Source organism: Citrobacter sp. CK180, assembly GCF_030333655.1.
Lineage (GTDB): Bacteria > Pseudomonadota > Gammaproteobacteria > Enterobacterales > Enterobacteriaceae > Citrobacter_B > Citrobacter_B koseri.
Window position 1 is genome coordinate 445,855 of sequence record NZ_JAOWFM010000052.1, and the last position, 26,033, is coordinate 471,887.

General features: G+C 49.5%; 23 protein-coding genes and 1 pseudogene. 16 read left to right on the forward strand and 8 right to left on the reverse strand.

The genetic code is table 11. The features are described from left to right. The first annotated feature begins 69 nt into the window (after positions 1–69). Together OGV50_RS15730 and OGV50_RS15735 are read left to right on the forward strand one after the other, a co-directional pair. Positions 70–1,074: an IS110-like element IS4321 family transposase gene (locus OGV50_RS15730; RefSeq protein ID WP_000427623.1), complete on the forward strand. Its 1,005-nt coding sequence runs from the start codon at positions 70–72 to the stop codon at positions 1,072–1,074. 502 nt (positions 1,075–1,576) lie between these two features. Beyond that, entirely contained in the window at positions 1,577–2,506 is a 930-nt protein-coding gene (locus OGV50_RS15735) for an Rpn family recombination-promoting nuclease/putative transposase (RefSeq protein WP_040113343.1), read from the forward strand. Here OGV50_RS15735 and OGV50_RS15740 read toward each other — a convergent pair. Then, positions 2,503–2,735: pseudogene (locus tag OGV50_RS15740) on the reverse strand (DUF2913 family protein); the annotation flags it as partial. The gene OGV50_RS15735 and the pseudogene OGV50_RS15740 overlap by 4 nt on opposite strands. 533 nt (positions 2,736–3,268) lie before the next feature. On the opposite strand from OGV50_RS15740, the gene OGV50_RS15745 reads away from it, so the two are divergent. Beyond that, on the forward strand, positions 3,269–4,150 hold the full coding sequence (locus tag OGV50_RS15745) for an HNH endonuclease signature motif containing protein (protein ID WP_200005057.1): 882 nt from the start codon (positions 3,269–3,271) through the stop codon (positions 4,148–4,150). 10 nt (positions 4,151–4,160) lie between these two features. Here OGV50_RS15745 and OGV50_RS15750 read toward each other — a convergent pair. The 5 genes from OGV50_RS15750 to silR form a co-directional block, all read right to left on the reverse strand. Continuing rightward, positions 4,161–4,858 (reverse strand): IS1 family transposase gene (locus OGV50_RS15750; protein ID WP_223429336.1). Its coding sequence is split into 2 segments (ribosomal slippage): positions 4,161–4,609 and positions 4,609–4,858, totalling 699 coding nucleotides; the frame shifts between segments, so codons are not numbered across the junction. Positions 4,859–5,362: 504 nt separating this feature from the next. Then, positions 5,363–5,713 (reverse strand): CopM family metallochaperone, encoded by a 351-nt coding sequence (gene copM, locus OGV50_RS15755; RefSeq protein ID WP_200005058.1) that lies wholly within the window; start codon positions 5,711–5,713, stop codon positions 5,363–5,365. Positions 5,714–5,860: 147 nt separating this feature from the next. Further along, the gene (gene silE / locus OGV50_RS15760) at positions 5,861–6,292 is read right to left on the reverse strand and encodes a silver-binding protein SilE (protein WP_200005059.1); all 432 of its coding nucleotides are present in this window, start codon (positions 6,290–6,292) and stop codon (positions 5,861–5,863) included. 250 nt (positions 6,293–6,542) lie between these two features. Next, on the reverse strand, positions 6,543–8,018 hold the full coding sequence (gene silS, locus OGV50_RS15765; RefSeq protein ID WP_064148682.1) for a copper/silver sensor histidine kinase SilS: 1,476 nt from the start codon (positions 8,016–8,018) through the stop codon (positions 6,543–6,545). After that, positions 8,011–8,691 (reverse strand): copper/silver response regulator transcription factor SilR, encoded by a 681-nt coding sequence (gene silR / locus OGV50_RS15770; RefSeq protein WP_000697969.1) that lies wholly within the window; start codon positions 8,689–8,691, stop codon positions 8,011–8,013. The genes silS and silR overlap by 8 nt, the downstream gene beginning before the upstream one ends. Before the next feature lie 189 nt (positions 8,692–8,880). On the opposite strand from silR, the gene silC reads away from it, so the two are divergent. From silC to OGV50_RS15805, 7 genes are all read left to right on the forward strand, one after another. Continuing rightward, positions 8,881–10,266: a Cu(+)/Ag(+) efflux RND transporter outer membrane channel SilC gene (gene silC / locus OGV50_RS15775; RefSeq protein ID WP_047067158.1), complete on the forward strand. Its 1,386-nt coding sequence runs from the start codon at positions 8,881–8,883 to the stop codon at positions 10,264–10,266. A gap of 28 nt (positions 10,267–10,294) precedes the next feature. Further along, positions 10,295–10,648, forward strand: a complete 354-nt coding sequence (locus tag OGV50_RS15780) for a Cu(+)/Ag(+) efflux RND transporter periplasmic metallochaperone SilF (RefSeq protein ID WP_001246152.1) — start codon at positions 10,295–10,297, stop codon at positions 10,646–10,648. 113 nt (positions 10,649–10,761) lie between these two features. Next, on the forward strand, positions 10,762–12,054 hold the full coding sequence (gene silB, locus OGV50_RS15785; RefSeq protein WP_049016439.1) for a Cu(+)/Ag(+) efflux RND transporter periplasmic adaptor subunit SilB: 1,293 nt from the start codon (positions 10,762–10,764) through the stop codon (positions 12,052–12,054). Between the two features lie 10 nt (positions 12,055–12,064). Continuing rightward, a complete protein-coding gene (silA, locus tag OGV50_RS15790) occupies positions 12,065–15,211 on the forward strand; it encodes a Cu(+)/Ag(+) efflux RND transporter permease subunit SilA (protein WP_064794362.1) in 3,147 nt (1,048 codons plus the stop codon). Between the two features lie 86 nt (positions 15,212–15,297). Beyond that, on the forward strand, positions 15,298–15,738 hold the full coding sequence (locus OGV50_RS15795) for a DUF411 domain-containing protein (protein ID WP_002436620.1): 441 nt from the start codon (positions 15,298–15,300) through the stop codon (positions 15,736–15,738). 97 nt (positions 15,739–15,835) lie between these two features. Next, complete coding sequence (gene silP, locus OGV50_RS15800) at positions 15,836–18,307, forward strand: Ag(+)-translocating P-type ATPase SilP (protein ID WP_286488629.1); 2,472 nt, start codon at positions 15,836–15,838, stop codon at positions 18,305–18,307. Between the two features lie 40 nt (positions 18,308–18,347). Further along, a complete protein-coding gene (locus tag OGV50_RS15805; protein ID WP_000843497.1) occupies positions 18,348–18,545 on the forward strand; it encodes a DUF2933 domain-containing protein in 198 nt (65 codons plus the stop codon). Between the two features lie 33 nt (positions 18,546–18,578). Here OGV50_RS15805 and OGV50_RS15810 read toward each other — a convergent pair whose 3' ends face one another. Further along, the gene (locus OGV50_RS15810; RefSeq protein ID WP_004118669.1) at positions 18,579–19,316 is read right to left on the reverse strand and encodes a peptidoglycan DD-metalloendopeptidase family protein; all 738 of its coding nucleotides are present in this window, start codon (positions 19,314–19,316) and stop codon (positions 18,579–18,581) included. A gap of 288 nt (positions 19,317–19,604) precedes the next feature. Then, complete coding sequence (locus OGV50_RS15815) at positions 19,605–20,054, reverse strand: PcoE/SilE family metal-binding protein (RefSeq protein WP_001023257.1); 450 nt, start codon at positions 20,052–20,054, stop codon at positions 19,605–19,607. Between the two features lie 234 nt (positions 20,055–20,288). Here OGV50_RS15815 and pcoA point away from each other — a divergent pair, with 234 nt between their 5' ends. From pcoA to pcoS, 6 genes are all read left to right on the forward strand, one after another. Next, positions 20,289–22,106, forward strand: a complete 1,818-nt coding sequence (gene pcoA, locus OGV50_RS15820) for a multicopper oxidase PcoA (protein ID WP_213382797.1) — start codon at positions 20,289–20,291, stop codon at positions 22,104–22,106. 5 nt (positions 22,107–22,111) lie between these two features. After that, on the forward strand, positions 22,112–23,002 hold the full coding sequence (gene pcoB / locus OGV50_RS15825) for a copper resistance outer membrane transporter PcoB (RefSeq protein WP_001378118.1): 891 nt from the start codon (positions 22,112–22,114) through the stop codon (positions 23,000–23,002). Positions 23,003–23,041: 39 nt separating this feature from the next. After that, a complete protein-coding gene (pcoC, locus tag OGV50_RS15830; protein ID WP_000025662.1) occupies positions 23,042–23,422 on the forward strand; it encodes a copper resistance system metallochaperone PcoC in 381 nt (126 codons plus the stop codon). A 55-nt stretch (positions 23,423–23,477) separates the two neighbouring features. After that, on the forward strand, positions 23,478–24,356 hold the full coding sequence (gene pcoD, locus OGV50_RS15835; protein WP_229692861.1) for a copper resistance inner membrane protein PcoD: 879 nt from the start codon (positions 23,478–23,480) through the stop codon (positions 24,354–24,356). A 54-nt stretch (positions 24,357–24,410) separates the two neighbouring features. Further along, positions 24,411–25,091: a copper response regulator transcription factor PcoR gene (gene pcoR / locus OGV50_RS15840; protein ID WP_286488630.1), complete on the forward strand. Its 681-nt coding sequence runs from the start codon at positions 24,411–24,413 to the stop codon at positions 25,089–25,091. Continuing rightward, on the forward strand, positions 25,088–26,033 hold a 946-nt coding region (gene pcoS / locus OGV50_RS15845), incomplete at its 3' end, for a copper resistance membrane spanning protein PcoS (RefSeq protein WP_286488631.1). The genes pcoR and pcoS, both read left to right, overlap by 4 nt.

A 26,033-nucleotide genomic window follows, 5' to 3' on the forward strand; every position in this document is an offset into this window, starting at 1 on the left:
TTTAATGAGATGGTCACTCCCTCCTTCCCGGTACTATGCTGAGGACAGGCTTTCATTCGGAGAACTATCATGGAAAACATTGCGCTCATTGGTATCGATCTGGGTAAAAACTCTTTCCATATTCATTGCCAGGATCGTCGCGGGAAGGCTGTTTACCGTAAAAAATTTACCCGGCCAAAGTTGATCGAATTTTTGGCGACATGCCCCGCTACAACCATCGCAATGGAAGCCTGTGGCGGTTCTCACTTTATGGCACGCAAGTTGGAAGAGTTGGGGCATTCCCCAAAGCTGATATCACCACAATTTGTCCGCCCGTTCGTTAAAAGCAATAAAAACGACTTTGTCGACGCCGAAGCTATTTGTGAAGCTGCATCGCGTCCGTCTATGCGTTTTGTGCAGCCCAGAACGGAATCTCAGCAGGCAATGCGGGCTCTGCATCGTGTCCGTGAATCCCTGGTTCAGGATAAGGTAAAAACAACCAATCAAATGCATGCTTTTCTGCTGGAATTTGGCATTAGCGTTCCCCGAGGAGCTGCCGTTATTAGCCGACTGAGTACCATTCTTGAGGATAATAGTTTGCCTCTTTACCTCAGCCAGTTATTGCTGAAATTACAACAGCATTATCACTATCTTGTTGAGCAGATTAAAGATTTGGAATCCCAGTTGAAACGAAAGTTGGACGAAGATGAGGTTGGACAGCGCTTGCTGAGCATTCCCTGCGTCGGAACACTGACAGCGAGTACTATTTCAACTGAGATTGGCGACGGGAAGCAGTACGCCAGCAGCCGTGACTTTGCGGCGGCAACAGGGCTTGTACCTCGGCAGTACAGCACGGGAGGTAGGACGACATTGCTGGGAATTAGTAAGCGAGGTAATAAAAAGATCCGAACTTTGTTGGTTCAATGTGCCAGGGTATTCATACAAAAACTGGAACACCAGTCTGGCAAATTGGCCGATTGGGTCAGGGATTTACTGTGCCGGAAAAGCAACTTTGTCGTCACTTGTGCTCTGGCAAACAAGCTGGCCAGAATAGCCTGGGCCCTAACGGCACGACAGCAAACTTATGTAGCATAACGGCAGAAATACACCGGTTTAAAGAATTACTGATCTGGTTTTGCGAATACTGATATTGATGATACTAACGGCCCACCGGCCTGTTGAGGAACCTGTAAAACGGAAAGGCTCATTGAAGCCGTATATTTTCTGGAGGTTCATCAGGCGCGGAACTCATCAAGGCGCGGGAATAAAATCCCATTCAGACGCCGGATAGATTCAAGCAAGCCAACTTGTCGTCAAAATCGGTGTTGCAAAAACGGGAGTGACCATAGATTCCGTTTTCTGAGACGCCCCCTATATACAGCTGCCGCAGAAGGACGGAGAGAAGAGGTTTTAGAATATCTGAGAGAGGGAAGAAAGTTGCTAAGGCAGTAATTGATGATGAGTAAAGATGGTTTAGGGAGGGGACCGAACCACCCCGGAACGGCCCCCTGAAGGAATGGCAATTCCGTTCACCGCCAATATTAGCTTTTTCCAGGCTGTGATAACATCTACGGGTCATTTTTCAGAGCCAGGGCAGATGAAGAAGAAAAACAGCACACCCACTCCTCACGATGCCACGTTCAGGCAGTTCCTGACGCAACCGGATATTGCCCGGGATTTCATGGAAATCCACCTGCCTGCAGAGCTGCGAGCAGTCTGCGATCTCAGCACGCTGAAACTGGAATCAGGCTCGTTCGTTGAGGATGATCTCCGCCAGTATTTCAGCGACGTCCTCTATAGCCTGAAAACTACAGCCGGCGACGGCTATATTCATGTTCTGGTCGAGCACCAGTCAACGCCGGACAAACATATGGCTTTCCGCCTCATACGCTATGCGGTAGCCGCCATGCAGCGCCACCTGGAGGCAGGGCATAAAAAACTGCCACTGGTGATACCGGTGCTGTTCTATACGGGTAAGCGCAGCCCGTATCCGTACTCTACTCGTTGGCTGGATGAATTTGACGCTCCCGAGCTGGCAGGCAAACTCTACAGCAACGCTTTCCCGCTGGTAGACGTTACGATCATTCCGGATGATGAAATCGCTGGCCATCGCAGCATGGCCGCCCTGACTTTACTGCAAAAGCATATTCACCAGCGGGACCTGGCAGAACTGGTCGACCGGCTGGCACCCATCTTGCTGGCGGGATACTTGTCTTCATCGCAGGTGATATCGCTGGTACACTATATAGTGCAGGCAGGCGAAACATCCGACGCCGAAGCCTTTGTACGCGAACTGGCACAGCGTGTGCCGCAACACGGAGACGCACTTATGACCATCGCACAACAGCTTGAACAGAAGGGCATCGAGAAGGGGATTCAGCTCGGTGAACAACGCGGCATTGAAAAAGGCGAGCGCGAAGCCACCCTTAAAATTGCACGAACCATGCTCCAGAACGGCATTGACCGCAATACCGTCATAAAAATGACCGGTCTGACTGAAGACGACCTGGCGCAGATCCGCCACTAATCACCCTTTCCTGGCACTCCCTGTCTGGTCATCAGCGAATACTGGTGGGGCAGGGAGTCACCAGACTCAAGTTCAGCCAGCCACAGCGATTAAACAGCTTCATCACCTCGCCACATTCCCCCGTCAGACACGCTGTCAACGGATTTATCTGTAAAGCGACATAGAGATTGGCTCGTAAGAGATAAATGCCGTTCACACCCGCACTGAGCGCCACAGCATTCCGACCGGCCCCCAGTTAGCAGCTTCTCAGTCGGGCACAATCCAGTAAAAAAGCGATGAGCCATCGATGGAGATACAGGCTAGAAAAGTGCGGTTCTGGCTTGTTCATATCCCGAATGACCACGTGCGTAACATTTTCATTAAATACAATTATGTCAATTATTTTTATTCACAATATGTTGATAGTGTAGCGTACGCGCCAGCAAGTAAATATTGTTAAAATTTTAAGCAATAAATGTTCTCACATTCGTCCAGTAAAAAGCGTAGATCATTGAAAGCATTGTACGATTGTGTTGAGCTGAGACTACCTCTTCGTCGCGGATAATGACCATAGCTAATTGGCCATTACATTGAGACTCAGTCTGGTGATATGGTATGCTCAAGTTGAGGATGATGTAATCAAGTTATCCCAGTAACAATTTCTTTTTAGGCAAAATAGCAAACATATTTTCCGGGGCTGAAAATATGGGATTATGCAGATAATTGCAAGTTCGCACCCATGCCGGATATCGAACTGTATGTTTTTATTATGGGGGAATGACCGTGATCAAAAAAATTTGCCAGGTAATTGATGGGGAGTACGTCTGCGACATTGATATCAGTGTTGAGGAATGGAAAATATTATTAATGAATGAAAAAGTTTTTGATTCTAAAAGTATTGCTGCATTAAAAAAATGGTTCATTGAACCAAGTCATTCTTGCACGTGTTTCGATATAGGTAAAAAGTACGATCTGCACAGTATGAGTGCTAATGGTGTTATTAATGGACTGGGTGGAAGGGTTCAAAAAGAACTTGGTAGATTCGAAGTTAAAGGGATCGGAAATATAGCATCTGGCACAAAATTCATTACAGTCATGAAGAGTAAAGAAATCGGCGGAAAACCAAAAAGAAACTTATGGACAATTCGTGAAGAACTTGTCCAGGCAATTAAGGAGCTGGATTTTTTTGGTACAACAGAAAACACCAGTAATGAATTTTACTCTGACGATGAGTTGGTCAATGCCATGGAGAAAAATAATAACTTTGATGACGATCGAACATTTGAATATACCGGAAAAGCTAAACCAAAGAAAAAAGCAATAGAAGTAAAAAATGGCCTCTCATACCCAAGAAATAAAGTTGTATCAAAAAATGCATTGAACAAAGCAGGATACAGATGTGAAGTCGATAACGATCATCCAACATTCAGAAGGCGAAATTCACCCTTGCACTACACTGAACCTCATCACATTGTACCTATGTCCAGGCAAGATGCTTTTGATACTTCTCTTGACGTCGAAGAAAATATAATATCTCTGTGTTGCAATTGCCATAAACAAATTCACCTTGGTCAGGGATATGAAGATATGCTGGAGAAAATATATAATGAGAGAAAAGAATTATTAAAAAAAGTAGATGTAGATATATCACTGGAAAACTGGTAATGACTCCAACTTACTGATAGTGTTTTATGTTCAGATAATGCCCGATGACCTTGTCATGCAGCTCCACCGATTTTGAGAACGACAGTGACTTCCGTCCCAGCCTTGCCAGATGTTGTCTCAGATTCAGGTTATGCCGCTCAATTCGCTGAGTGTAACGCTTGCTGATTACGTGCAGCTTTCCCTTCAGGCGGGATTCATACAGCGGCCAGCCATCCGTCATCCATACCACGACCTCAAAGGCCGACAGCAGGCTCAGAAGACGCTCCAGTGTGGCCAGAGTGCGTTCACCGAAGACGTGCGCCACAACCGTCCTCCGTATCCTGTCATACGCGTAAAACAGCCAGCGCTGACGTGATTTAGCCCCGACGTAGCCCCACTGTTCGTCCATTTCAGCGCAGACAATCACATCACTGCCCGGCTGTATGCGCGAGGTTACCGACTGCGGCCTGAGTTTTTTAAGTGACGTAAAATCGTGTTGAGGCCAACGCCCATAATGCGGGCGGTTGCCCGGCATCCAACACCATTCATGGCCATATCAATGATTTTCTGGTGCGTACCGGGTTGAGAAGCGGTGTAAGTGAACTGCAGTTGCCATGTTTTACGGCAGTGAGAGCAGAGATAGCGCTGATGTCCGGCAGTGCTTTTGCCGTTACGCACCACCCCGTCAGTAGCTGAACAGGAGGGACAGCTGATAGAAACAGAAGCCACGGGAGCACCTCAAAAAAACCATCATACACTAAATCAGTAAGTTGGCAGCATCACCTGGAAAACTTGATTATTTATTACAAAATGGAAAGTAAGTGAGTTTCAAAGGAGAGTGATACCTTCATTTTATTGGTCGAGATGAACAGCAGATGATGTTTCCGGCAAGTATCTAGTTCATGAATTTTCTGTTAAAAAATAGGTAAAAGCAGTCTTGAGCCCTGACTGCGAATTGCCATTGCGCATGACCAGAGAACAGGACGAGCCCCCCTGTCGAACCAAGGCTAAGAAACAATTTTAAAACAGAGGATTAATTAAAATTAGCAGTTCCCGTCGAAATAATCGGCAAGCAGAATTGGCTCAGGTGAATTTCACTCGGTGCAGTACAAACGTTGGAGGATTTAAAAGGAAAAACCCGAAATGAATCGGGTTTTGATTAATTAACGATTAACAGGCTCCCGTGCCCGGGAACACTCTGACTGTACGCGCAATATCATATTTCCGCAACCATTATTTTTGATTGCCAAGCCATTTATTCATCTGCTCAATTTCACCTTTTTGAGCTTTAATAATGTCCTGTGCGAGTTTTCTCATTTCGGGATCTTTTCCATACTTCAGCTCGGTTTCAGCCATTGCTATTGCCCCTTCATGGTGTGCAACCATGCCTTTTGCAAAGGCCTTGTCGGGATTGGATTCATTAACGGCGGCCATCATTTTTTCATGCATATCTTTCATCCCCGCCATGTATTCCTGTGACGATGCTGATGAGGTCATATCTGACATGTTCATTTCAGAATGTTCAGCAGAAATTGCAGGCAGGGATAACATCAGTATTACAAAGAGGGAATTTTTGATTTTCATACAATAGTTCCTTGTAAGGTAGGTACCGGTTAATTGTAGCTGAGTCAGATAAAAAAGCCCCCTGATGGGGGCCAAAATGTAGCCACATATACGGTCAAGGAATAATCTATCTAGGAAAGGGTAAAAGCACGGATACTACAGTCGCATTCAGCCTGCATTGCTCATACGGCGGTGCGCTTCAGCCATAGCCTGATGGGGGCCGGACTGACCGTTATTCGTAAATTCATGGGCAACAGCTGCTCTTTCATGTTCATTCATCGCCGCAAACGAAGTCGCCGGACGGGAAGCGTTAACGGTGCCAGTTCCCATCATCTTCTGATGACTTTCCGCCATTTTCTGGTGCGCATCCGCCGAGCCGTTCGTCATGGTTTCATGAGCAATAATGGCCTGTTCATGCTGGTCCATACCGGTCATACGAGGAGCAGTCCCCTGGAGCCCGACAGGAGCCGCAGCAGACTGCATCTGGTGAGCAGGAGCCTGTGCATTGTTGACGCGATCATGGATATTCACGGTTTCAGTGGCCCAGGCCGATGAAATTAAACCAAAGCCCAGCAAAGATGCTAATACGATATTTTTCATGATAACTCTCCATTTCTGAATTAGTGATGTCCGGGGAAGTACAACCGGTGTTTTCAGTTTCATAACTTAAACAAGTTCGGCAGCGTTTATTTCTCCGGAAGAGGGCTGGATATTCATTTCCTGGCGTACTCTGACGCCGGGTATTGATGAAGCAATCCAGCCTTCCTGATAAGTTGCACTAATTATATCGAATGGCTTCTGTTTGCTGCATGACAGGCTAATGACATCTTTGTCATTTACATCTTTATTTTCAGCATTGGGTTTCCGGGATCATTTTCTCCAGTCTGGGCACGGATAAGATAAAACGCGTGGAGCGTACGTCTGATTCCACCTGCACTCTTCCGTGATGTGCTTCCACGATTGACTTCACAATCGCAAGGCCGATGCCGCTGCCTTCTCCTTTTCGTTGTCTGGATGGATCCACCCGATAAAAACGGTCAAACAGCCTTGATAAATGTTCTTCAGGGATCGGTTTCCCCGGATTTTCAATCACAAGGTCAAAAAAGCTCTCCTGCTCTCTTATTGAGACGGTGATTGCCTGTCCCTCCGGGGTATAACGCAGGGCATTGGATAACAGATTATTGATCGCCCTTCTGAACATTTGTGGATCTCCCTCAACCAGGCAGGGCATCCCGTTAAATTTGAGCGTGATATTGCGTTCTTCGGCCCAGGCTTCGAAAAACTCGAAGACTTTCATGACTTCCGCTCTGAGGTCAAACATGACCCTGTCAGGTATCAGCTGATTATTATCTGCCTGTGCCAGGAACAGCATATCGCTGACCATTTTGGTCATCCGGTTATACTCTTCAAGACTGGAATAGAGGACATCCTCAAGTTCCCTCTGTGTTCGATCCTGACTCAGTGCGATTTCAGTCTGCGTCACCAGATTGGTGATGGGCGTTCTGATCTCATGCGCGATATCGGCAGAGAAATTGGCCTGGCGGGTAAAGACATCCTCAATCTTTCCAATCATATGATTGAACGAGATAACCAGTTGCTCCAGCTCAATGGGAACGCGTGTCGGTTCCAGTCGCGCATCAAGATTCTCGGAGGTGATGTTTTTAATGGCATTGCTGACATTACGAAGGGGCAGGTGCCCCTGACGGACAGCGATTCGAATGATCAGAACAATCAACAGGCTTATCACGACGGCAATCGCAATCAGGTTCTTTTTCAGCGCATCGAGGTAATGGAGATGGAAATTAATGGATAGGCCAGTCAGCATGACATAGTTCTGCTGTTTGCCCTGAAATATCGCCTGACCAGAGGAGGCGATAATCCTGTATGTTTCCATCTTCATTTCGGACCCGGTATCCATCGGTCCCGCAGGATCCTCCACCGTCCAGAGAAAGACATCCCGTGCGCGGCTGTGCTCGCTAAAATCTGCTGAATTCACTGCCGGGCGTAGTGCCGCCCCCTGAGCTGAGCTAAAGAGCACTTCACCCCTGGGATTGAGGAGCAAAAGGGCAACGTTGCGGTAGCTGGCAATTGATTCCTTTATTTTGCTTATTTTTTTATCATCCGGATCCACCGGGGACTGCAGTATACGGTTCAGTGTGGTGCTGATTTGTTGAAGATCGCTGACATCCTGCTCGGCAAAATGCTTTTCAACAGAATGCAGCATAAACCAGGTGAAGGCGATAAAAGCCAGTATCGTGGACAGGCTGATAAAAAAGGTCAGCCGCAGAGCGAGTGAGAAAGGGCGTCTGGAAGGTTTGCTATGCATCCGGGACCTCCAGCATGTAGCCCACGCCCCGGACTGTCTGGATCAGCTTTGTCCCGTAATCGTTGTCTATTTTAGCGCGGAGTCGCTTTACTGCGACATCGATCGCATTAGTGTCGCTGTCAAAATTCATGTCCCAGACCTGAGAGGCAATCAGGGAGCGGGGAAGAACCTCTCCCTGATGGCGAATGAAGAATTCCAGCAGGCTGAACTCTTTACTGGTGAGCACAATGCGGTTTCCGGCGCGACTGACTTTTCTGGATACGAGATCAATCGAGAGGTCAGCCACCTTAAACTGGCTTTCCGTGATCATCGTGTTTCCCCGCCTCAGAAGGGTTCTCACCCGGGCGAGCAGTTCGGCAAACGCAAAGGGTTTAACCAGATAATCGTCCGCACCCAGTTCCAGTCCTTTGACCCTGTGTTCGATCGTGCCGAGGGCTGTCAGCAGTAAGACCGGCATACCCTTTCCGGCAGTGCGCAGCATGCGGATGATATCCCAGCCGTTCACATCAGGCAGCATGATGTCCAGAATGACTAAATCATACTCGGCTGTCATGGCGAGATGATATCCGGTAAGACCATTATCAGCGTGATCCACTACGAACCCTGCCTCTGTAAGCCCTTTGCTGAGATATTCACCTGTTTTAATTTCGTCTTCGACGATCAATATTTTCATCTTGCTCCCCGGCTGGCTGCTAATGTCATTCTATTGCGCCCACGATCGTTATCAACGGATTACAGCAAAAATGACAACATTGTCATTATCCTGTCACCCGGCAAACAGAGAGCGTTAGGTAAAGTACCCCTATCAATACTCTGGACTTCGTTTGAACCATTTACCAGGTCTGCCTGGACGAGAAGCGTTATGTTCAAATTAAAATTACTCAGCATCAGTACCATATTCATCCTGGCTGGTTGTGTTTCTCTGGCACCTGAATATCAGCGTCCGCCAGCTCCGGTTCCCCAGCAGTTTTCATTGTCTAAAAACAGTCTGACGCCTGCGGTAAACAGCTATCAGGATACGGGCTGGCGAAACTTTTTTGTCGATCCCCAGGTCAGCAGGCTGATCGGTGAAGCCCTGACTAATAACCGTGATTTGAGAATGGCTGCCCTGAAGGTTGAAGAGGCCCGGGCCCAGTTCAACGTCACGGATGCAGATCGTTATCCCCAGCTGAATGCCTCATCCGGGATCACATACAACGGTGGTCTGAAAGGTGACAAGCCGACCACGCAGGAGTACGACGCGGGTCTGGAGCTCAGCTATGAGCTCGATTTTTTTGGCAAACTTAAGAACATGAGTGAGGCTGATCGCCAGAACTACTTTGCCAGCGAAGAAGCCCGTCGGGCCGTACACATCCTGCTGGTCTCCAGCGTTTCACAGAGCTATTTCAGCCAGCAACTGGCGTACGAACAACTCCGTATTGCGCGGGAAACGCTGAAAAATTATGAACAGTCCTATGCTTTCGTTGAGCAACAGCTCGTGACCGGGAGTACGAACGTTCTGGCACTTGAACAGGCGAGAGGACAAATCGAAAGTACCCGCGCCGAAATAGCCAAACGAGAAGGCGATCTGGCTCAGGCAAACAATGCCCTGCAACTGGTGCTGGGAACGTACCGCGCACTTCCGTCAGAAAAAGGGATGAAAGGCGGGGAGATCGCACCAGTAAAATTGCCACCAAATCTGTCGTCACAAATTTTGCTGCAGCGACCGGATATTATGGAAGCGGAATATCAGCTGAAAGCGGCTGATGCCAATATTGGCGCAGCGCGAGCGGCCTTTTTCCCCTCCATTACCCTGACCAGTGGTCTTTCCGCAAGCAGTACGGAGCTGTCAAGCCTGTTTACGTCAGGAAGTGGAATGTGGAATTTTATCCCTAAAATTGAAATTCCTATTTTTAATGCTGGCAGGAATAAAGCCAATCTGAAGCTGGCTGAAATTCGCCAGCAACAGTCGGTGGTTAATTACGAACAAAAAATTCAGTCAGCCTTTAAGGATGTTTCCGACACGCTTGCGCTGCGCGACAGCCTTAGCCAGCAACTTGAGTCACAGCAGCGTTATCTTGATTCACTACAGATAACTCTACAGCGTGCCAGAGGATTGTATGCAAGTGGTGCTGTCAGTTACATCGAAGTGCTGGATGCAGAACGTTCCCTCTTCGCGACGCAGCAAACCATTCTCGATCTTACCTATTCCCGACAGGTTAACGAAATTAATCTGTTTACCGCGCTGGGTGGCGGTTGGGTAGAGTAAATTTATTCAATTAATCAGGAAATTAAAAATGCGTAATTCACTTAAAGCCGTTTTATTTGGTGCCTTCTCTGTCATGTTTTCTGCCGGTCTTCATGCTGAAACACATCAGCATGGCGATATGAATGCTGCCAGTGATGCTTCGGTACAGCAGGTTATCAAGGGCACCGGTATCGTTAAAGACATTGATATGAATAGTAAAAAGATTACCATTTCGCACGAAGCAATCCCGGCGGTGGGCTGGCCTGCAATGACCATGCGCTTTACTTTTGTTAATGCAGACGATGCTATTAATGCCCTGAAAACAGGCAACCATGTCGATTTCTCGTTTATTCAGCAGGGCAATATCTCCTTACTCAAAAGCATTAACGTGACGCAGTCCTGATTGGCTGTCCGGAGCGATTACATCCTGTGCGCCTGTACATTCACATAGGTATATGTGTGAGTTAACCGTCAGGCGCATATGCCAGGTGTTTTGATTTTTTAGCGGAAAATTGTATGGCTTCTTTAAAGATAAAATATGCTGCAATAATTATCAGCAGCCTCATAGCAGGGGGGCTGATATCGGTTACTGCCTGGCAGTATGTAAACTCAGCACAAAAGACAGAAAAAACAGAACAAAAGGCACCGGAACGAAAGGTGCTTTTCTGGTATGACCCAATGAAACCGGATACCAAATTTGATAAACCCGGAAAATCGCCCTTTATGGATATGGACCTGGTGCCAAAATATGCTGATGACAGTGGCGATAAAAGCAGTGGCGGGATCCGTATCGACCCAACCCAGGTTCAGAATCTGGGATTAAAAACGCAAAAAGTCACGCGAGGAATGCTGAATTATTCTCAGACAATCCCGGCTAATGTCAGCTATAACGAGTATCAGTTTGTTATTGTGCAGGCGCGTTCTGACGGGTTTGTCGAAAAAGTCTACCCCATGACGATTGGCGATCATGTGAAGAAGGGGACGCCACTTATCGATATTACCATTCCGGACTGGGTGGAAGCACAGAGTGAATTCCTTCTGTTATCCAGCACCGGTGGTACGTCAACCCAGATAAAAGGGGTTCTGGAGCGACTTCGTCTGGCTGGTATGCCGGAAGAGGATATTCAAAGGCTGCGTTCAACCCGCACAATCCAGACCCGTTTTACCATTAAAGCACCTATTGATGGTGTCATTACTGCGTTTGACCTGCGCACCGGCATGAATATTTCGAAAGATAAAGTAGTGGCTCAGATTCAGGGGATGGACCCGGTCTGGATCAGCGCTGCAGTGCCAGAATCTATCGCATATCTGCTGAAAGATACGTCGCAGTTTGAAATTTCGGTACCGGCTTATCCGGATAAAACATTCCATGTCGAAAAATGGAACATTCTTCCCAGCGTGGATCAGACAACCCGTACGCTTCAGGTCCGTCTCCAGGTTTCTAATAAGGATGAGTTTCTCAAGCCGGGCATGAATGCCTATCTGAAACTGAATACCAAGAGCCAGGAGATGCTGCTGATACCAAGCCAGGCCGTTATCGATACCGGCAAAGAACAGCGCGTGATTACTGTTGATGATGAAGGCAAGTTTGTGCCGAAACAGATCCACGTTCTGCATGAATCACAGCAACAGTCCGGCATCGGTTCCGGCCTGAATGAAGGCGATACCGTGGTGGTCAGTGGCCTGTTCCTCATTGACTCCGAAGCCAATATTACGGGCGCGCTGGAACGTATGCGCCACCCTGAAAAAACAGAAAGCAGTATGCCAGCAATGTCTGACCAGCCTGTAAATATGCATTCAGGGCACTGAGGAGACGACGATGATTGAATGGATTATCCGGCGCTCTGTCGCCAACCGTTTCCTGGTCATGATGGGGGCCCTGTTTCTCAGCATCTGGGGTACATGGACGATTATTAACACGCCGGTCGATGCCTTGCCTGACCTGTCAGATGTGCAGGTCATTATCAAAACCAGCTATCCCGGCCAGGCCCCGCAGATTGTAGAAAACCAGGTCACCTATCCACTTACCACCACCATGCTGTCCGTACCTGGCGCAAAAACCGTGCGTGGTTTTTCACAGTTCGGGGATTCGTATGTGTATGTCATTTTTGAAGACGGCACCGATCTGTACTGGGCCCGTTCCCGCGTGCTGGAATATCTGAATCAGGTTCAGGGAAAACTGCCTGCCGGTGTGAGTTCTGAAATCGGTCCTGATGCCACGGGTGTGGGCTGGATTTTTGAATATGCCCTTGTCGATCGCAACGGAAAACACGACCTTTCAGAACTGCGCTCTCTGCAGGACTGGTTCCTGAAATTTGAGCTGAAAACCATCCCGAACGTGGCTGAGGTCGCTTCGGTTGGCGGCGTGGTGAAACAGTACCAGATTCAGGTCAATCCGGTAAAACTGTCCCAGTACGGTATCAGCCTGCCCGAAGTGAAACAGGCACTTGAATCGTCTAACCAGGAGGCCGGTGGCTCATCCGTTGAAATGGCCGAAGCGGAGTATATGGTCCGTGCCAGCGGTTATCTTCAGAGCATTGATGATTTTAATAACATCGTCCTGAAAACAGGTGAGAACGGCGTGCCGGTTTATCTGCGGGATGTTGCCCGCGTGCAGACCGGGCCCGAAATGAGGCGTGGTATTGCCGAGCTGAACGGCCAGGGAGAAGTCGCTGGCGGCGTGGTGATCCTGCGGTCGGGTAAAAATGCGCGCGACGTTATCACGGCAGTGAGGGATAAACTGGAGACGCTGAAGGCCAGCCTGCCGGAAGGCGTTGAAATCGTGACCACCTACGATCGCAGCCAGTTAATCGACCGGGCGATTGATAACCTCAGTTACAAGCTTCTTGAAGAGTTTATCGTTGTTGCTGTCGTTTGCGCACTGTTCCTCTGGCATGTCCGTTCTGCCCTGGTGGCGATTATTTCTCTGCCACTTGGCCTGTGTATCGCCTTTATCGTCATGCACTTCCAGGGACTGAACGCCAATATCATGTCGCTGGGAGGGATAGCGATTGCCGTCGGTGCGATGGTGGATGCCGCCATTGTGATGATTGAAAATGCGCACAAACGGCTTGAGGAGTGGGATCATCAGCATCCGGGTGAGCAGATTGACAACGCCACCCGCTGGAAGGTGATTACCGACGCCTCCGTGGAAGTGGGACCCGCGTTGTTCATTAGCCTGCTGATCATCACCCTGTCCTTTATTCCTATCTTTACCCTGGAAGGGCAGGAAGGTCGTCTGTTTGGCCCGCTGGCATTCACGAAAACGTACTCCATGGCGGGAGCGGCCGCACTGGCCATCATCGTCATTCCTATTCTGATGGGATTCTGGATCCGGGGGAAAATTCCTGCCGAGACAAGTAACCCCCTGAACCGGGTGCTGATCAAAGCGTATCATCCTTTGCTGCTGCGGGTCCTCCACTGGCCAAAAACAACCCTGCTGGTTGCGGCCTTGTCCATTTTCACGGTTATCTGGCCACTGAGTCAGGTGGGCGGTGAATTTCTGCCGAAGATTAACGAGGGCGATCTGCTGTATATGCCGTCGACCTTGCCTGGCGTCTCTCCGGCAGAAGCTGCAGCGCTCCTGCAGACAACAGACAAGTTAATCAAAAGCGTTCCTGAAGTGGCTTCTGTATTTGGCAAGACCGGTAAAGCAGAGACCGCAACGGATTCCGCGCCGCTCGAAATGGTGGAAACCACGATCCAGCTCAAACCTGAGGATCAGTGGCGTCCCGGCATGACAATTGACAAGATTATTGATGAACTCGACAGGACAGTCCGTTTACCGGGTCTGGCAAACCTCTGGGTGCCGCCTATCCGTAACCGTATTGATATGCTCTCAACCGGGATCAAAAGCCCGATAGGTATCAAAGTGTCCGGGACTGTTCTGTCCGATATCGACGCGACGGCGCAGAGTATCGAGGCGGTAGCCAAAACCGTGCCTGGCGTGGTGTCTGTCCTGGCTGAGCGACTTGAGGGCGGGCGCTACATCGATATCGATATCAACCGGGAGAAAGCCTCCCGCTACGGGATGACGGTAGGTGATGTCCAGCTGTTCGTCTCTTCAGCCATCGGAGGTGCTATGGTGGGTGAGACGGTTGAAGGGGTGGCCCGGTACCCTATTAACATTCGCTACCCGCAGGATTACCGGAACAGTCCGCAGGCGCTGAAACAGATGCCGATCCTGACCCCGATGAAGCAGCAGATCACGCTGGGCGATGTCGCGGATATTAACGTCGTTTCTGGACCAACCATGCTGAAAACCGAAAATGCCCGGCCAGCCAGCTGGATTTATGTTGATGCCCGCGGCAGGGACATGGTGTCGGTGGTTAACGACATTAAGACGGCCATCAGCGAGAAAGTGAAACTGAGACCGGGAACCAGTGTGGCATTCTCCGGACAGTTTGAACTGCTTGAGCATGCCAACAAGAAACTGAAGCTGATGGTGCCGATGACGGTGATGATCATTTTCATCCTGTTGTATCTGGCATTCCGCCGGGTTGACGAAGCCCTGCTGATCCTGATGAGCCTGCCGTTCGCCCTGGTTGGCGGAATATGGTTCCTGTACTGGCAGGGCTTCCATATGTCAGTGGCGACCGGAACCGGGTTTATCGCCCTGGCCGGGGTGGCAGCAGAGTTTGGCGTGGTCATGCTGATGTATCTGCGTCATGCCATTGAAGCGCACCCGGAATTGTCCCGTAAAGAGACGTTCACACCGGAAGGTCTTGATGAAGCCCTCTATCATGGTGCCGTACTGCGTGTCCGGCCGAAAGCCATGACCGTGGCGGTGATCATTGCGGGTCTGCTGCCAATACTCTGGGGAACCGGCGCAGGTTCAGAAGTCATGAGCCGTATTGCTGCGCCAATGATTGGTGGGATGATCACGGCTCCGCTGCTGTCCCTGTTCATTATTCCTGCCGCCTACAAATTAATCTGGCTGCGCAGACATAAAAAAAGCGTGTCATAACCCTGAAAGGGCGCCCCCAGTGGGCGTCCTTCTGCACTGATTCACCCTGACGTCAGGGTTTATATCGATAATATACAGAGGTGAGTATGAAAAAAGTGGTTCTAATGGCCCTGGCTCTCGGCCTGTCACTGCCTGCAATGGCGAGTGAAAAAGTCATTGATATGTACAAATCTGAAAACTGTGGCTGTTGTTCCCTGTGGGGCAAAGCGATGGAAAAAGACGGGTTCGAAGTGCGAACTCACGTCATGAATGATCAGGCGCTGTCAGCCCTGAAAGAAAAGCATGCTGTTCCTGCTGGACTACGAAGTTGTCATACCGCGGTTGTAGGTAATTTGATCATTGAAGGCCATGTGCCTGCGGCAACGATACATAAGGCCATGCAGTCTGGTTCGGGTATATACGGTCTCGCCACCCCCGGTATGCCAGCAGGAAGTCCGGGAATGGAGATGGGGGCCCGAAAAGAGGCTTACGATGTTATCGCATTCTCACCGGAGGGCAGTAAAAAAGTCTTCCAGCGAATCGAATAGTCAGCGGAACGGCTGATAACGGGACGCCGGCAGCAGGCACTCTTATGCCGGCGGCATTCGTGGTAATCGCATCCATGACATATCCTGAAGACAGAAAATGCTTCAGATATGCATAAGGAGAGTTACTGTGAAAAATGACAATGCAGTGGAACATAACAACCAGACTGCTTCTGAGCAGACATCATCCCCGGACGAGAGTCACGCATTGCATAAGGTGAGAGATCCCGTGTGCGGGATGGTCATCCTGCCTGACAAGGCGCACAGCAGCATTCGATACCAGGACCATCAGCTTTATTTCTGCTCCGCCAGCTGTGAGAGCAAATTTAAAGCCCATCCCGATCATTATTTTACCGAAGATGCCAGTGAATATCACCATCACCACGACCACCATGAAGTCAGCCCTGATAAGATAAAACAGTCTCACCGCCAGGCGGAGAAAGAGATTTCTGAAGGTGTGTGGACATGTCCGATGCATCCGGAGATACGCCGTAGTGGTCCCGGAAGCTGTCCTGTCTGTGGAATGGCACTGGAGCCGCTCGTAGCTACGGCATCCACGGGGACGAGTGATGAACTTCGCGACATGACAAGACGCTTCTGGCTGGGGTTGTTGCTGGCGTTTCCGGTTCTGATACTCGAAATGGGTTCTCATCTGTTTCCCGCTTTGAGGAATACAGTACCGCCACAGTACAACACATGGCTGCAGTTACTTCTGGCCTCTCCTGTCGTTTTGTGGTGTGGCTGGCCATTCTTCGCCCGGGCCGGAATGTCGTTACGTAACCGCTCCCTGAATATGTTTACCCTTGTTGCAATGGGGACCGGCGTAGCCTGGGTTTACAGCGTCATTGCAACCGTCTTCCCCTCCTGGTTTCCTGCATCGTTCAGAAACATGGATGGCCTGGTGGCCATTTATTTTGAAGCCGCAGCTGTTATTACGGTGCTTGTTCTGCTGGGACAGGTCCTTGAATTGCGGGCAAGGGAACAAACCTCAGGTGCCATTACTGCGCTTCTTAACCTTGCCCCCAAAACCGCCAGGCGGCTGGATCAAGACGGTCATGAAACGGATATTAATGCGGAAGATGTCCTGCCTGGCGATAAGCTCCGCATCAGACCTGGAGAGAGTATTCCGGTCGACGGTATCGTGGTCGAAGGCAAAACAACCGTTGATGAATCGATGGTGACCGGGGAATCTATGCCTGTTACCAAAACGGAGGGTGACCCTGTCATCGGGGGGACCATTAATCAGACAGGTAGTCTTATCATCCGTGCAGAGAAAGTCGGTGATGAAACGATGCTCTCACGAATTGTTCAGATGGTCGCTGATGCACAGCGTTCGCGGGCCCCCATCCAGAGAATGGCTGACAGCGTTTCAGGCTGGTTTGTTCCTCTGGTGATACTTATCGCGGTTGTTGCTTTCATGATCTGGTCTGTCTGGGGGCCCGAGCCCAGGATGGCGCACGGTCTCATTGCGGCTGTGTCGGTCCTGATTATTGCCTGTCCCTGCGCGCTGGGGCTGGCCACGCCGATGTCGATAATGGTGGGGGTGGGCAAAGGAGCCCAGGCCGGGGTGTTAATCAAGAATGCCGAAGCCCTTGAGCGTCTTGAAAAAGTGGACACGCTGGTTGTCGACAAAACAGGCACGCTCACGGAAGGTTCGCCGACGGTGACAGGGATTATCAGTCTCAATCCGGGTGGGGAAACATCTCTTTTGCGTGTAACGGCCGCAGTGGAAAAAGGCTCGCAGCATCCGCTGGGTATGGCAGTAGTTAAAGCAGCACAGGAAAAGGGGATCGCAATACCCGCAGTCACTCATTTCAATGCGCCGTCGGGTAAAGGTGTCTCAGGCGATGTCGAAGGTCAACGGGTTGTTATTGGTAATGAACTGGCTATGCAGGAAAACAGTATCGTTATTGATAATCAAAAGGCCGTTGCGGATACGTTGCGGATGGAAGGCGCTACCGTTATCTATGTGGCCACAGACGGGCACCTTGCAGGCCTGATAGCTATCTCGGATCCCGTGAAAGCAACCACGCCGGATGCGCTTAAAGCTTTGCGTCAGGCGGGGATCCGCATCGTTATGCTCACCGGGGATAACCAGCTTACCGCTGAAGCAGTCGCACGGAAACTGGGAATAGATGAGGTTGAAGCCGGGATTCTGCCGGATGGCAAAAAAGCAGTGATAACCCGACTGAAAGCGTCTGGCCATGTGGTTGCGATGGCCGGAGACGGTGTGAATGATGCCCCGGCGCTGGCAGCGGCTGACGTGGGTATAGCCATGGGAACGGGTACAGATGTGGCAATTGAAAGTGCCGGAGTCACCCTTCTCAAAGGCGACTTGATGATACTGAACAGGGCCCGTCATCTGTCAGAAATCACCATGAAAAATATCCGACAGAATCTGTTTTTTGCATTTATCTACAACGCACTTGGCGTGCCTGTGGCTGCAGGTCTGCTTTATCCTGTGTATGGAATACTGCTGTCGCCAGTTATTGCGGCGGCGGCCATGGCTCTTTCCTCCGTCAGCGTCATTGTGAATGCGTTGCGTCTGAAAAGTGTCAGGCTCGGGAAATAACACTGAGTGAAGGGGCTGTTACGAACAGAAGGAGTCCAGTATGAAAAGTACCACCTATGCGCTTATTGCTGTCGCCGCGATCGCGGCATTTGCCCTCCTGCGCGAACACTGGTCACATGTGGCAGGTTACTGGCCATATCTGTTATTGCTGGTCTGCCCGCTAATGCATCTTTTCCACGGCCACGGAGGGCATGGAGATCATCAACATCAAGGAAGTGAAAACGATAAAAAAAATTAATCCGGCAGACGGGGCCGCGTCGCGGCCCCGTTATCAGTCCAGGTATCGTTCGTAGTCTCTGGCATGCGCAAAGGCATGCTGTTCAAGTTTGTTATCAGCGGGTGCCGCTGCCCGGAACGCCAGTGAGTTAACAGGATTGTTATTGATGACCAGCTCGTAATGCAGATGAGGACCGGATGAACGTCCGCTGTTACCGGATAACGCAATAGCGTCTCCCCGGGTAACCCTGGCCCCTTTAGTAACGAGTATTTTATTGAGGTGGAGATAGCGAGTTTTAACACCGGCTTTTCCCGTTACTTCAACAAAATATCCCATGGTACTGTTGTATTCGGCCCGGGTGATTTTTCCGTCGATGACGCTGACTATTTTCGTGTTCATGGGCATGGAATAATCAATGCCATTATGGGGACTCACTTTTCCCGATACCGGGTTAAGTCTTGCAGGATTGAAAGGCGAACTGAGTCTTGCTGTGGCCGGTAACGGATAATCGAGACTGCCTTTCCCGGAAGTATCGGAAAGGTTATAGAACTTTTTATCTGATATACGATACGCCGTGTAATTAAATGAACCGGACGTAAATTTATAGGCCACGACACGTGATTTTCCCGCTTTCTTTTGCAGTACGAGTTTTAATGATTCATTTTTTTTCAAATGCCGCAGATTAAACCGGGAAGGCAAGGAGCGCTGAAGAGTAGCGATCTCGTTCGATTCCAGCCCCGAGCGGGTGGCTGAAAGGTAGGCATTTTCTTTTACGACATCGGTAGAATACATTTACTGGAATTCGCCGTTAGCATGAACACTGCGGCGTATGCTAGGGGTTTTCAGGAGGCGTGTCATCTGTCAGTTAATCGGGAGCACCGTTGATGGTCGTCATTTTTGTAACATATCTTGTTTCCCGTTTGCTCCTGAAGCTCTGGGAACTGTATGACCAGCCCGACGGTGATGATTAACGGGACTGAAACAGGTTACGGCAGAGCAATATGGGGCTCATGTCCTGCTACGTAACCCGTCAGTAAAGCCCTGCTGCGCACCTGACGCTAAGCACTAACCCGCCTGCAGTTACCTGGTCGAATACAGCCCGCGAAGCTTTCTTGCCTGCGTCTGATGTGCTTCCGCACCGGCATTATTGACCTGCTCATGCACGAGAGCGGCTTTTTCTCCGGCATTCAGTTCGTTAAAAGAAGAAGACGAGGTCTTTGAATTTGCATCACTGCCGGACAGCATTTTTTTATGTTCCTCAATCATTTTCTGATGCGCATAGGACGCGCTGTTGTTCATAAATGAATGAGCAACAATGGCCCTTTCATGTTCATTCATTTCAGAGAATGAGGGCGTGTTGTTTTTATTAACCCTGTCCGGTAAGTTTTCATGCGTCGAGGAATTCACATGACTGACGGCTGAGGCATTATTAACAAATCGATGTGCTTCATGGGCAATATCACTGGACTGAGCAAAAGCTGCCCCACAAAATAAAGCTGTAAACGCAGTGGTCGTGATTAATATATTCATGTGTAATTACCTTCTGAGGTACATAAAAGATGTCCTTATGATCATATATAAAAATAATCAACCTGTGGGGAAGATGACGTAAATGTAATACAGCTATGTACATTACACGATTGTAATGAATTTGTTTCTTAAGGTGTGCTAGATTCATTTCATTGTAAGTGGATGAACCAGTAATTTAATTTAAATCGGTTCTCGAATTCTGTCAGTAACCATACTTTAAATAAGGGAATGCGCATGCTGTTGAAAACGTCTCGACGAACTTTCCTGAAGGGGTTAACCCTCTCTGGCGTAGCCGGAAGTCTTGGCGTATGGAGTTTCAATGCGCGTTCCAGTCTGAGCCTGCCAGTTGCCGCATCCCTGCAGGGTACTCAGTTTGACCTGACCATTGGTGAAACGGCCGTCAATATCACGGGCAGTGAGCGTCAGGCCAAAACAATCAATGGAGGCCTGCCGGGGCCCGTTCTTCGCTGGAAAGAAGGTGACACCATTACCCTGAAGGTCAAAAACCGTCTTAATGAACAGACGTCCATTCACTGGCACGGCATTATTCTTCCGGCCAATATGGATGGTGTTCCGGGGCTGAGTTTTATGGGCATAGAGCCTGATGATACCTACGTTTACACCTTTAAGGTTAAGCAGAACGGGACTTACTGGTACCACAGCCATTCCGGTCTGCAGGAACAGGAGGGGGTATACGGTGCCATTATCATCGATGCCAGGGAGCCAGAACCGTTTGCTTACGATCGTGAGCATGTGGTCATGTTGTCTGACTGGACCGATGAAAATCCTCACAGCCTGCTGAAAAAATTAAAAAAACAGTCGGATTACTACAATTTCAATAAACCAACCGTTGGCTCTTTTTTCCGCGACGTGAATACCAGGGGGCTGTCAGCCACCATTGCCGATCGGAAAATGTGGGCTGAAATGAAAATGAATCCGACTGACCTCGCGGATGTCAGTGGCTACACCTACACCTATCTCATGAACGGGCAGGCCCCGCTGAAAAACTGGACCGGACTGTTCCGTCCCGGTGAAAAGATACGCTTACGGTTTATCAACGGCTCGGCAATGACCTATTTCGATATCCGTATCCCCGGGCTGAAAATGACGGTCGTGGCTGCAGATGGCCAGTATGTAAACCCGGTTACCGTTGACGAATTCAGGATTGCCGTTGCCGAAACCTATGATGTCATTGTGGAGCCTCAGGGTGAGGCCTATACCATCTTCGCACAATCCATGGACAGGACCGGTTACGCTCGAGGGACACTGGCCACGAGAGAGGGGTTAAGTGCTGCCGTTCCCCCCCTCGATCCCCGTCCTCTGTTGACCATGGAAGATATGGGTATGGGGGGAATGGGACATGATATGGCAGGAATGGACCACAGCCAGATGGGAGGCATGGATAACAGCGGAGAGATGATGTCTATGGACGGTGCTGACCTTCCGGTTAGCGGGACATCCTCCGCGCCCATGGATCACAGCAGCATGGCCGGTATGGATCATTCCCGGATGGCCGGAATGCCGGGTATGCAAAGTCATCCTGCGTCAGAAACGGATAACCCACTGGTTGATATGCAGGCGATGAGCGTCTCTCCGAAATTAAATGATCCGGGTATTGGTCTTCGAAATAACGGAAGAAAGGTTCTCACGTACGCGGATTTGAAAAGCCGCTTTGAGGATCCTGACGGACGTGAACCTGGCCGTACCATAGAACTGCATTTAACCGGCCACATGGAAAAGTTTGCCTGGTCATTTAACGGAATCAAGTTTTCAGATGCCGCACCGGTGCTGCTGAAATACGGTGAGCGGCTCAGGATCACGCTGATCAACGATACCATGATGACTCACCCCATTCACCTGCATGGTATGTGGAGCGATCTGGAAGATGAAAACGGTAATTTCATGGTTCGTAAACACACAATAGATGTTCCCCCTGGTACAAAACGCAGTTACAGAGTGACAGCAGATGCGCTTGGCCGCTGGGCGTATCACTGCCATTTGCTCTATCACATGGAAATGGGAATGTTTCGTGAAGTCCGGGTGGAGGAATGATGCGAATGAAGAGAAATTTGAAGGCCATACCTGTTCTGGTCGCCGGTTTGTTTACCTCACAGCTTTCTATTGCGGCGGGCTCCGTCTCTGCAGATCCCCACGCCGGGCACGACATGTCTGCCATGCAGATGCCAGCAGATGAGAATTTCACTGAGATGACGTCAATGGAGCCCATTGTAACTGAGAGCAGAACGCCAATTCCGCCTGTTACCGATGCCGACCGGAAGGCTGCATTCGGCAATTTACAGGGGCATGCGATTCACGACAGTGCGATTAATTATCTGGTTCTGCTGGATCAACTGGAATGGCAACGGTCGGATAACACCAACAATTTCAGCTGGAGTGTTAACAGCTGGATTGGAGGCGACACAGATCGGATTTGGCTAAAGAGTGAAGGTGAACGAAGCAATGGGGAAACGGAGGCGGCTGAAGCGCAGTTACTCTGGGGACATGCGGTTGGCCCATGGTGGGATTTGGTTGCGGGTGTCAGGCAGGATTTCAGACCTGCTTCTGCCCGGACCTGGGCTGCTGTCGGTTTTCAGGGGCTGGCACTCTATAATTTTGAGTCTGAAATTACGGGTTTTGTCAGTAATGGCGGAAAAGCAGCCCTTCGTCTGGGAGGAGAATACGACGTTTTACTGACTAACCGGCTCATACTCCAGCCATCCTATGAGGTGAATTTCTACAGTCAGGATGATGAATCGCGGGGTCGCGGCAGGGGACTGACTGACACAGAGCTGGGGCTCCGGCTGCGCTATGAAATACGCCGTGAGTTTGCACCCTATATAGGCGTTTCCTGGAATCAACTTTACGGGAAAACATCCGATATGGCGAAAAGAGAAGGTGAGAAAGACCATCAGGTAGTATTCCTGGCGGGAGCCAGAATCTGGTTTTAACGCACTGATATAAAACACTCAACTAAACAGGTAAATAAAATGTCGATTTTAAATAAAGCCATTCTTACAGGTGGCCTCGTTATGGGCGTTGCTTTCTCTGCTATGGCCCATCCGGAATTAAAAAGCTCTGTGCCACAGGCTGATTCAGCCGTAGCGGCCCCGGAAAAGATTCAGCTTAATTTCTCGGAAAATCTGACCGTGAAATTCTCAGGTGCAAAATTAACGATGACGGGTATGAAAGGCATGTCATCACATTCTCCGATGCCGGTCGCGGCAAAAGTGGCGCCAGGCGCTGACCCTAAATCGATGGTCATTATTCCGCGAGAGCCTTTACCCGCTGGCACTTATCGTGTTGACTGGCGCGCGGTTTCTTCAGATACGCACCCTATTACCGGTAATTACACCTTTACAGTGAAGTAATATTATGAACGACCTGATTATGATTGTTATTCGTTTTCTTCTTTATCTGGATTTGATGGTAATATTTGGATTGCCATTTTTTCAGATATATGGAATAAGCGGTGTCAGACATGAAACCTATAACCTGACTAATTTCAGGTCGTTTATAACCTTTGCTGTTGTTACAGGCATCATTCTTACTGGCATTAATATGCTCCTGGTATCTAATGCCATGAGTGGAGTAACTGACCTCAGAGAATTATCCATCCATGTTATCGAGATGGTGATAGAAGAAACTGATGTGGGTATTAGCTGGATTGTCAGGCTCTGTGCCCTGTTTACCACACTCGGTGCTTTGTTCCTTTACACTAATAAGAGAGTATTGTCCTGCCTGCTGATGACGATGAGTGGGGGCGTGGCGCTGGCTACACTTGCCTGGGGAGGACACGCCGTTATGCATGACGGTCTGCATTACTATCTCCATTTACTGAGCGATCTGACCCATCTCGGCGCTGCAGGTGCCTGGACAGGTGCTCTGGTTGCATTTGCTATCCTGCTGATGCGCAGAAACGAGCATAATGCACAGAGCGTCATTGTGATATCTGACTCCCTGGCAAAATTTGCCACGGCAGGAACGGTGATTGTTGTAGCCCTGATCCTGAGTGCGCTGGTCAACTATCTGTATATTGCTGAGGGTAACTTAACTCCCTTATTCAACAGTTCCTGGGGGAGGATATTGCTTGCCAAGACGGCTCTGTTTGTTCTGATGCTTCTTCTGGCTGCAGCAAACCGGTTTCACCTGGGTCCCCGGCTTGAAGTTATGGTCAGGGAAGGGAATTATGATCGCAGCGTTGCCCTGATGCGAAACAGCATCCTGACAGAATTCGTTGTTGCGATTATCATTCTGGGCGCCGTAGCGTGGCTCGGAATGCTTGCTCCGTCTCAGGTCAGCTAGGGGACAGCCAAAGCTCATGCGTGAGATTTTTACTTTCATATCAGCGAGTTGACCATGCAGCGTATTTTAATCGTTGAAGACGAACAAAAAACAGGTCGTTACCTGCAGCAGGGACTGGTTGAGGAAGGCTATCAGGCCGATCTCTTTAATAATGGCCGCGATGGTCTCGGGGCCGCGTCGAAGGGACAGTATGATTTGATAATACTGGACGTGATGCTGCCTTTCCTCGACGGGTGGCAAATCATCAGCGCACTGAGGGAGTCCGGGCACGAAGAACCGGTCCTGTTTTTAACCGCAAAGGACAACGTGCGGGACAAAGTGAAAGGACTGGAGCTTGGCGCAGATGACTACCTGATTAAGCCCTTTGATTTTACGGAGCTGGTTGCACGTGTAAGAACCCTACTGCGCCGGGCACGCTCGCAGGCCGCAACAGTCTGCACCATCGCCGATATGACCGTTGATATGGTGCGCCGGACCGTGATCCGTTCGGGGAAGAAGATCCATCTCACCGGTAAAGAATACGTTCTGCTTGAGTTGCTGCTGCAACGCACCGGAGAAGTGTTACCCAGGAGTCTTATCTCGTCCCTGGTCTGGAGCATGAATTTTGACAGTGATACGAATGTGATTGATGTCGCCGTGAGACGTCTGAGAAGTAAAATTGATGATGACTTTGAGCCAAAACTGATCCATACCGTTCGCGGTGCCGGATATGTCCTGGAGATCAGAGAAGAGTGAGGTTCAAAATTTCCCTGACCACACGCCTGAGCCTGATTTTTTCTGCGGTGATGCTTACGGTATGGTGGTTATCAAGTTTTATCCTGATTAGCACCCTTAATGGCTATTTCGATAATCAGGACCGCGATTTTCTGACAGGTAAACTTCAGCTCACCGAAGAGTTTCTTAAAACAGAGACGTTCAGGAACAAAACGGATATTAAGTCATTATCAGAAAAAATAAACGATGCGATGGTGGGGCACAATGGCTTATTCATTTCTATAAAAAACATGGAAAATGAAAAAATTGTTGAACTCTATGCCAAAAATTCTGTTGTTCCAGCGGTCCTGCTTAATAAGTCGGGTGATATTCTCGACTATATGATCCAGACGGAAGAAAATAACACCGTGTACCGCAGTATCTCGCGGCGGGTTGCCGTGACGCCGGAACAGGGTAAAAGCAAACATGTCATCATTACGGTTGCCACGGATACTGGGTATCACACCCTGTTTATGGACAAACTCAGTACCTGGCTGTTCTGGTTCAATATCGGTCTGGTCTTTATTTCTATTTTTCTGGGCTGGCTGACCACACGTATTGGTCTGAAACCGTTACGGGAAATGACCAGTCTGGCTTCCTCCATGACTGTACACAGCCTGGATCAGCGTCTAAATCCCGATCTGGCTCCGCCGGAAATCTCTGAGACCATGCAGGAGTTCAATAATATGTTTGATCGCCTGGAGGGGGCATTCCGGAAACTGTCAGATTTCTCGTCTGACATCGCGCATGAGCTGCGCACACCAGTCAGTAATCTGATGATGCAGACGCAGTTTGCACTGGCTAAGGAAAGGGATGTTTCGCATTACCGCGAAATTTTATTCGCTAACCTGGAAGAACTGAAAAGGTTGTCACGAATGACCAGTGACATGCTTTTTCTGGCACGTTCAGAGCATGGTCTGCTGC

What these genes read in the sequence shown, in the direction of transcription:
- OGV50_RS15730 (WP_000427623.1), top strand. Translation starts at nt 70, where the DNA reads ATGGAAAACATTGCGCTCATTGGTATCGATCTGGGTAAAAACTCTTTC.
- OGV50_RS15735 (WP_040113343.1), top strand. Translation starts at nt 1,577, where the DNA reads ATGAAGAAGAAAAACAGCACACCCACTCCTCACGATGCCACGTTCAGG.
- copM (WP_200005058.1), bottom strand. Translation starts at nt 5,713, where the DNA reads ATGAAAATCAAAAATTCCCTCTTTGTAATACTGATGTTATCCCTGCCT.
- silE (WP_200005059.1), bottom strand. Translation starts at nt 6,292, where the DNA reads ATGAAAAATATCGTATTAGCATCTTTGCTGGGCTTTGGTTTAATTTCA.
- silS (WP_064148682.1), bottom strand. Translation starts at nt 8,018, where the DNA reads ATGCATAGCAAACCTTCCAGACGCCCTTTCTCACTCGCTCTGCGGCTG.
- silR (WP_000697969.1), bottom strand. Translation starts at nt 8,691, where the DNA reads ATGAAAATATTGATCGTCGAAGACGAAATTAAAACAGGTGAATATCTC.
- silC (WP_047067158.1), top strand. Translation starts at nt 8,881, where the DNA reads ATGTTCAAATTAAAATTACTCAGCATCAGTACCATATTCATCCTGGCT.
- OGV50_RS15780 (WP_001246152.1), top strand. Translation starts at nt 10,295, where the DNA reads ATGCGTAATTCACTTAAAGCCGTTTTATTTGGTGCCTTCTCTGTCATG.
- silB (WP_049016439.1), top strand. Translation starts at nt 10,762, where the DNA reads ATGGCTTCTTTAAAGATAAAATATGCTGCAATAATTATCAGCAGCCTC.
- silA (WP_064794362.1), top strand. Translation starts at nt 12,065, where the DNA reads ATGATTGAATGGATTATCCGGCGCTCTGTCGCCAACCGTTTCCTGGTC.
- OGV50_RS15795 (WP_002436620.1), top strand. Translation starts at nt 15,298, where the DNA reads ATGAAAAAAGTGGTTCTAATGGCCCTGGCTCTCGGCCTGTCACTGCCT.
- silP (WP_286488629.1), top strand. Translation starts at nt 15,836, where the DNA reads ATGCTTCAGATATGCATAAGGAGAGTTACTGTGAAAAATGACAATGCA.
- OGV50_RS15805 (WP_000843497.1), top strand. Translation starts at nt 18,348, where the DNA reads ATGAAAAGTACCACCTATGCGCTTATTGCTGTCGCCGCGATCGCGGCA.
- OGV50_RS15810 (WP_004118669.1), bottom strand. Translation starts at nt 19,316, where the DNA reads ATGTATTCTACCGATGTCGTAAAAGAAAATGCCTACCTTTCAGCCACC.
- OGV50_RS15815 (WP_001023257.1), bottom strand. Translation starts at nt 20,054, where the DNA reads ATGAATATATTAATCACGACCACTGCGTTTACAGCTTTATTTTGTGGG.
- pcoA (WP_213382797.1), top strand. Translation starts at nt 20,289, where the DNA reads ATGCTGTTGAAAACGTCTCGACGAACTTTCCTGAAGGGGTTAACCCTC.
- pcoB (WP_001378118.1), top strand. Translation starts at nt 22,112, where the DNA reads ATGAAGAGAAATTTGAAGGCCATACCTGTTCTGGTCGCCGGTTTGTTT.
- pcoC (WP_000025662.1), top strand. Translation starts at nt 23,042, where the DNA reads ATGTCGATTTTAAATAAAGCCATTCTTACAGGTGGCCTCGTTATGGGC.
- pcoD (WP_229692861.1), top strand. Translation starts at nt 23,478, where the DNA reads ATGGTAATATTTGGATTGCCATTTTTTCAGATATATGGAATAAGCGGT.
- pcoR (WP_286488630.1), top strand. Translation starts at nt 24,411, where the DNA reads ATGCAGCGTATTTTAATCGTTGAAGACGAACAAAAAACAGGTCGTTAC.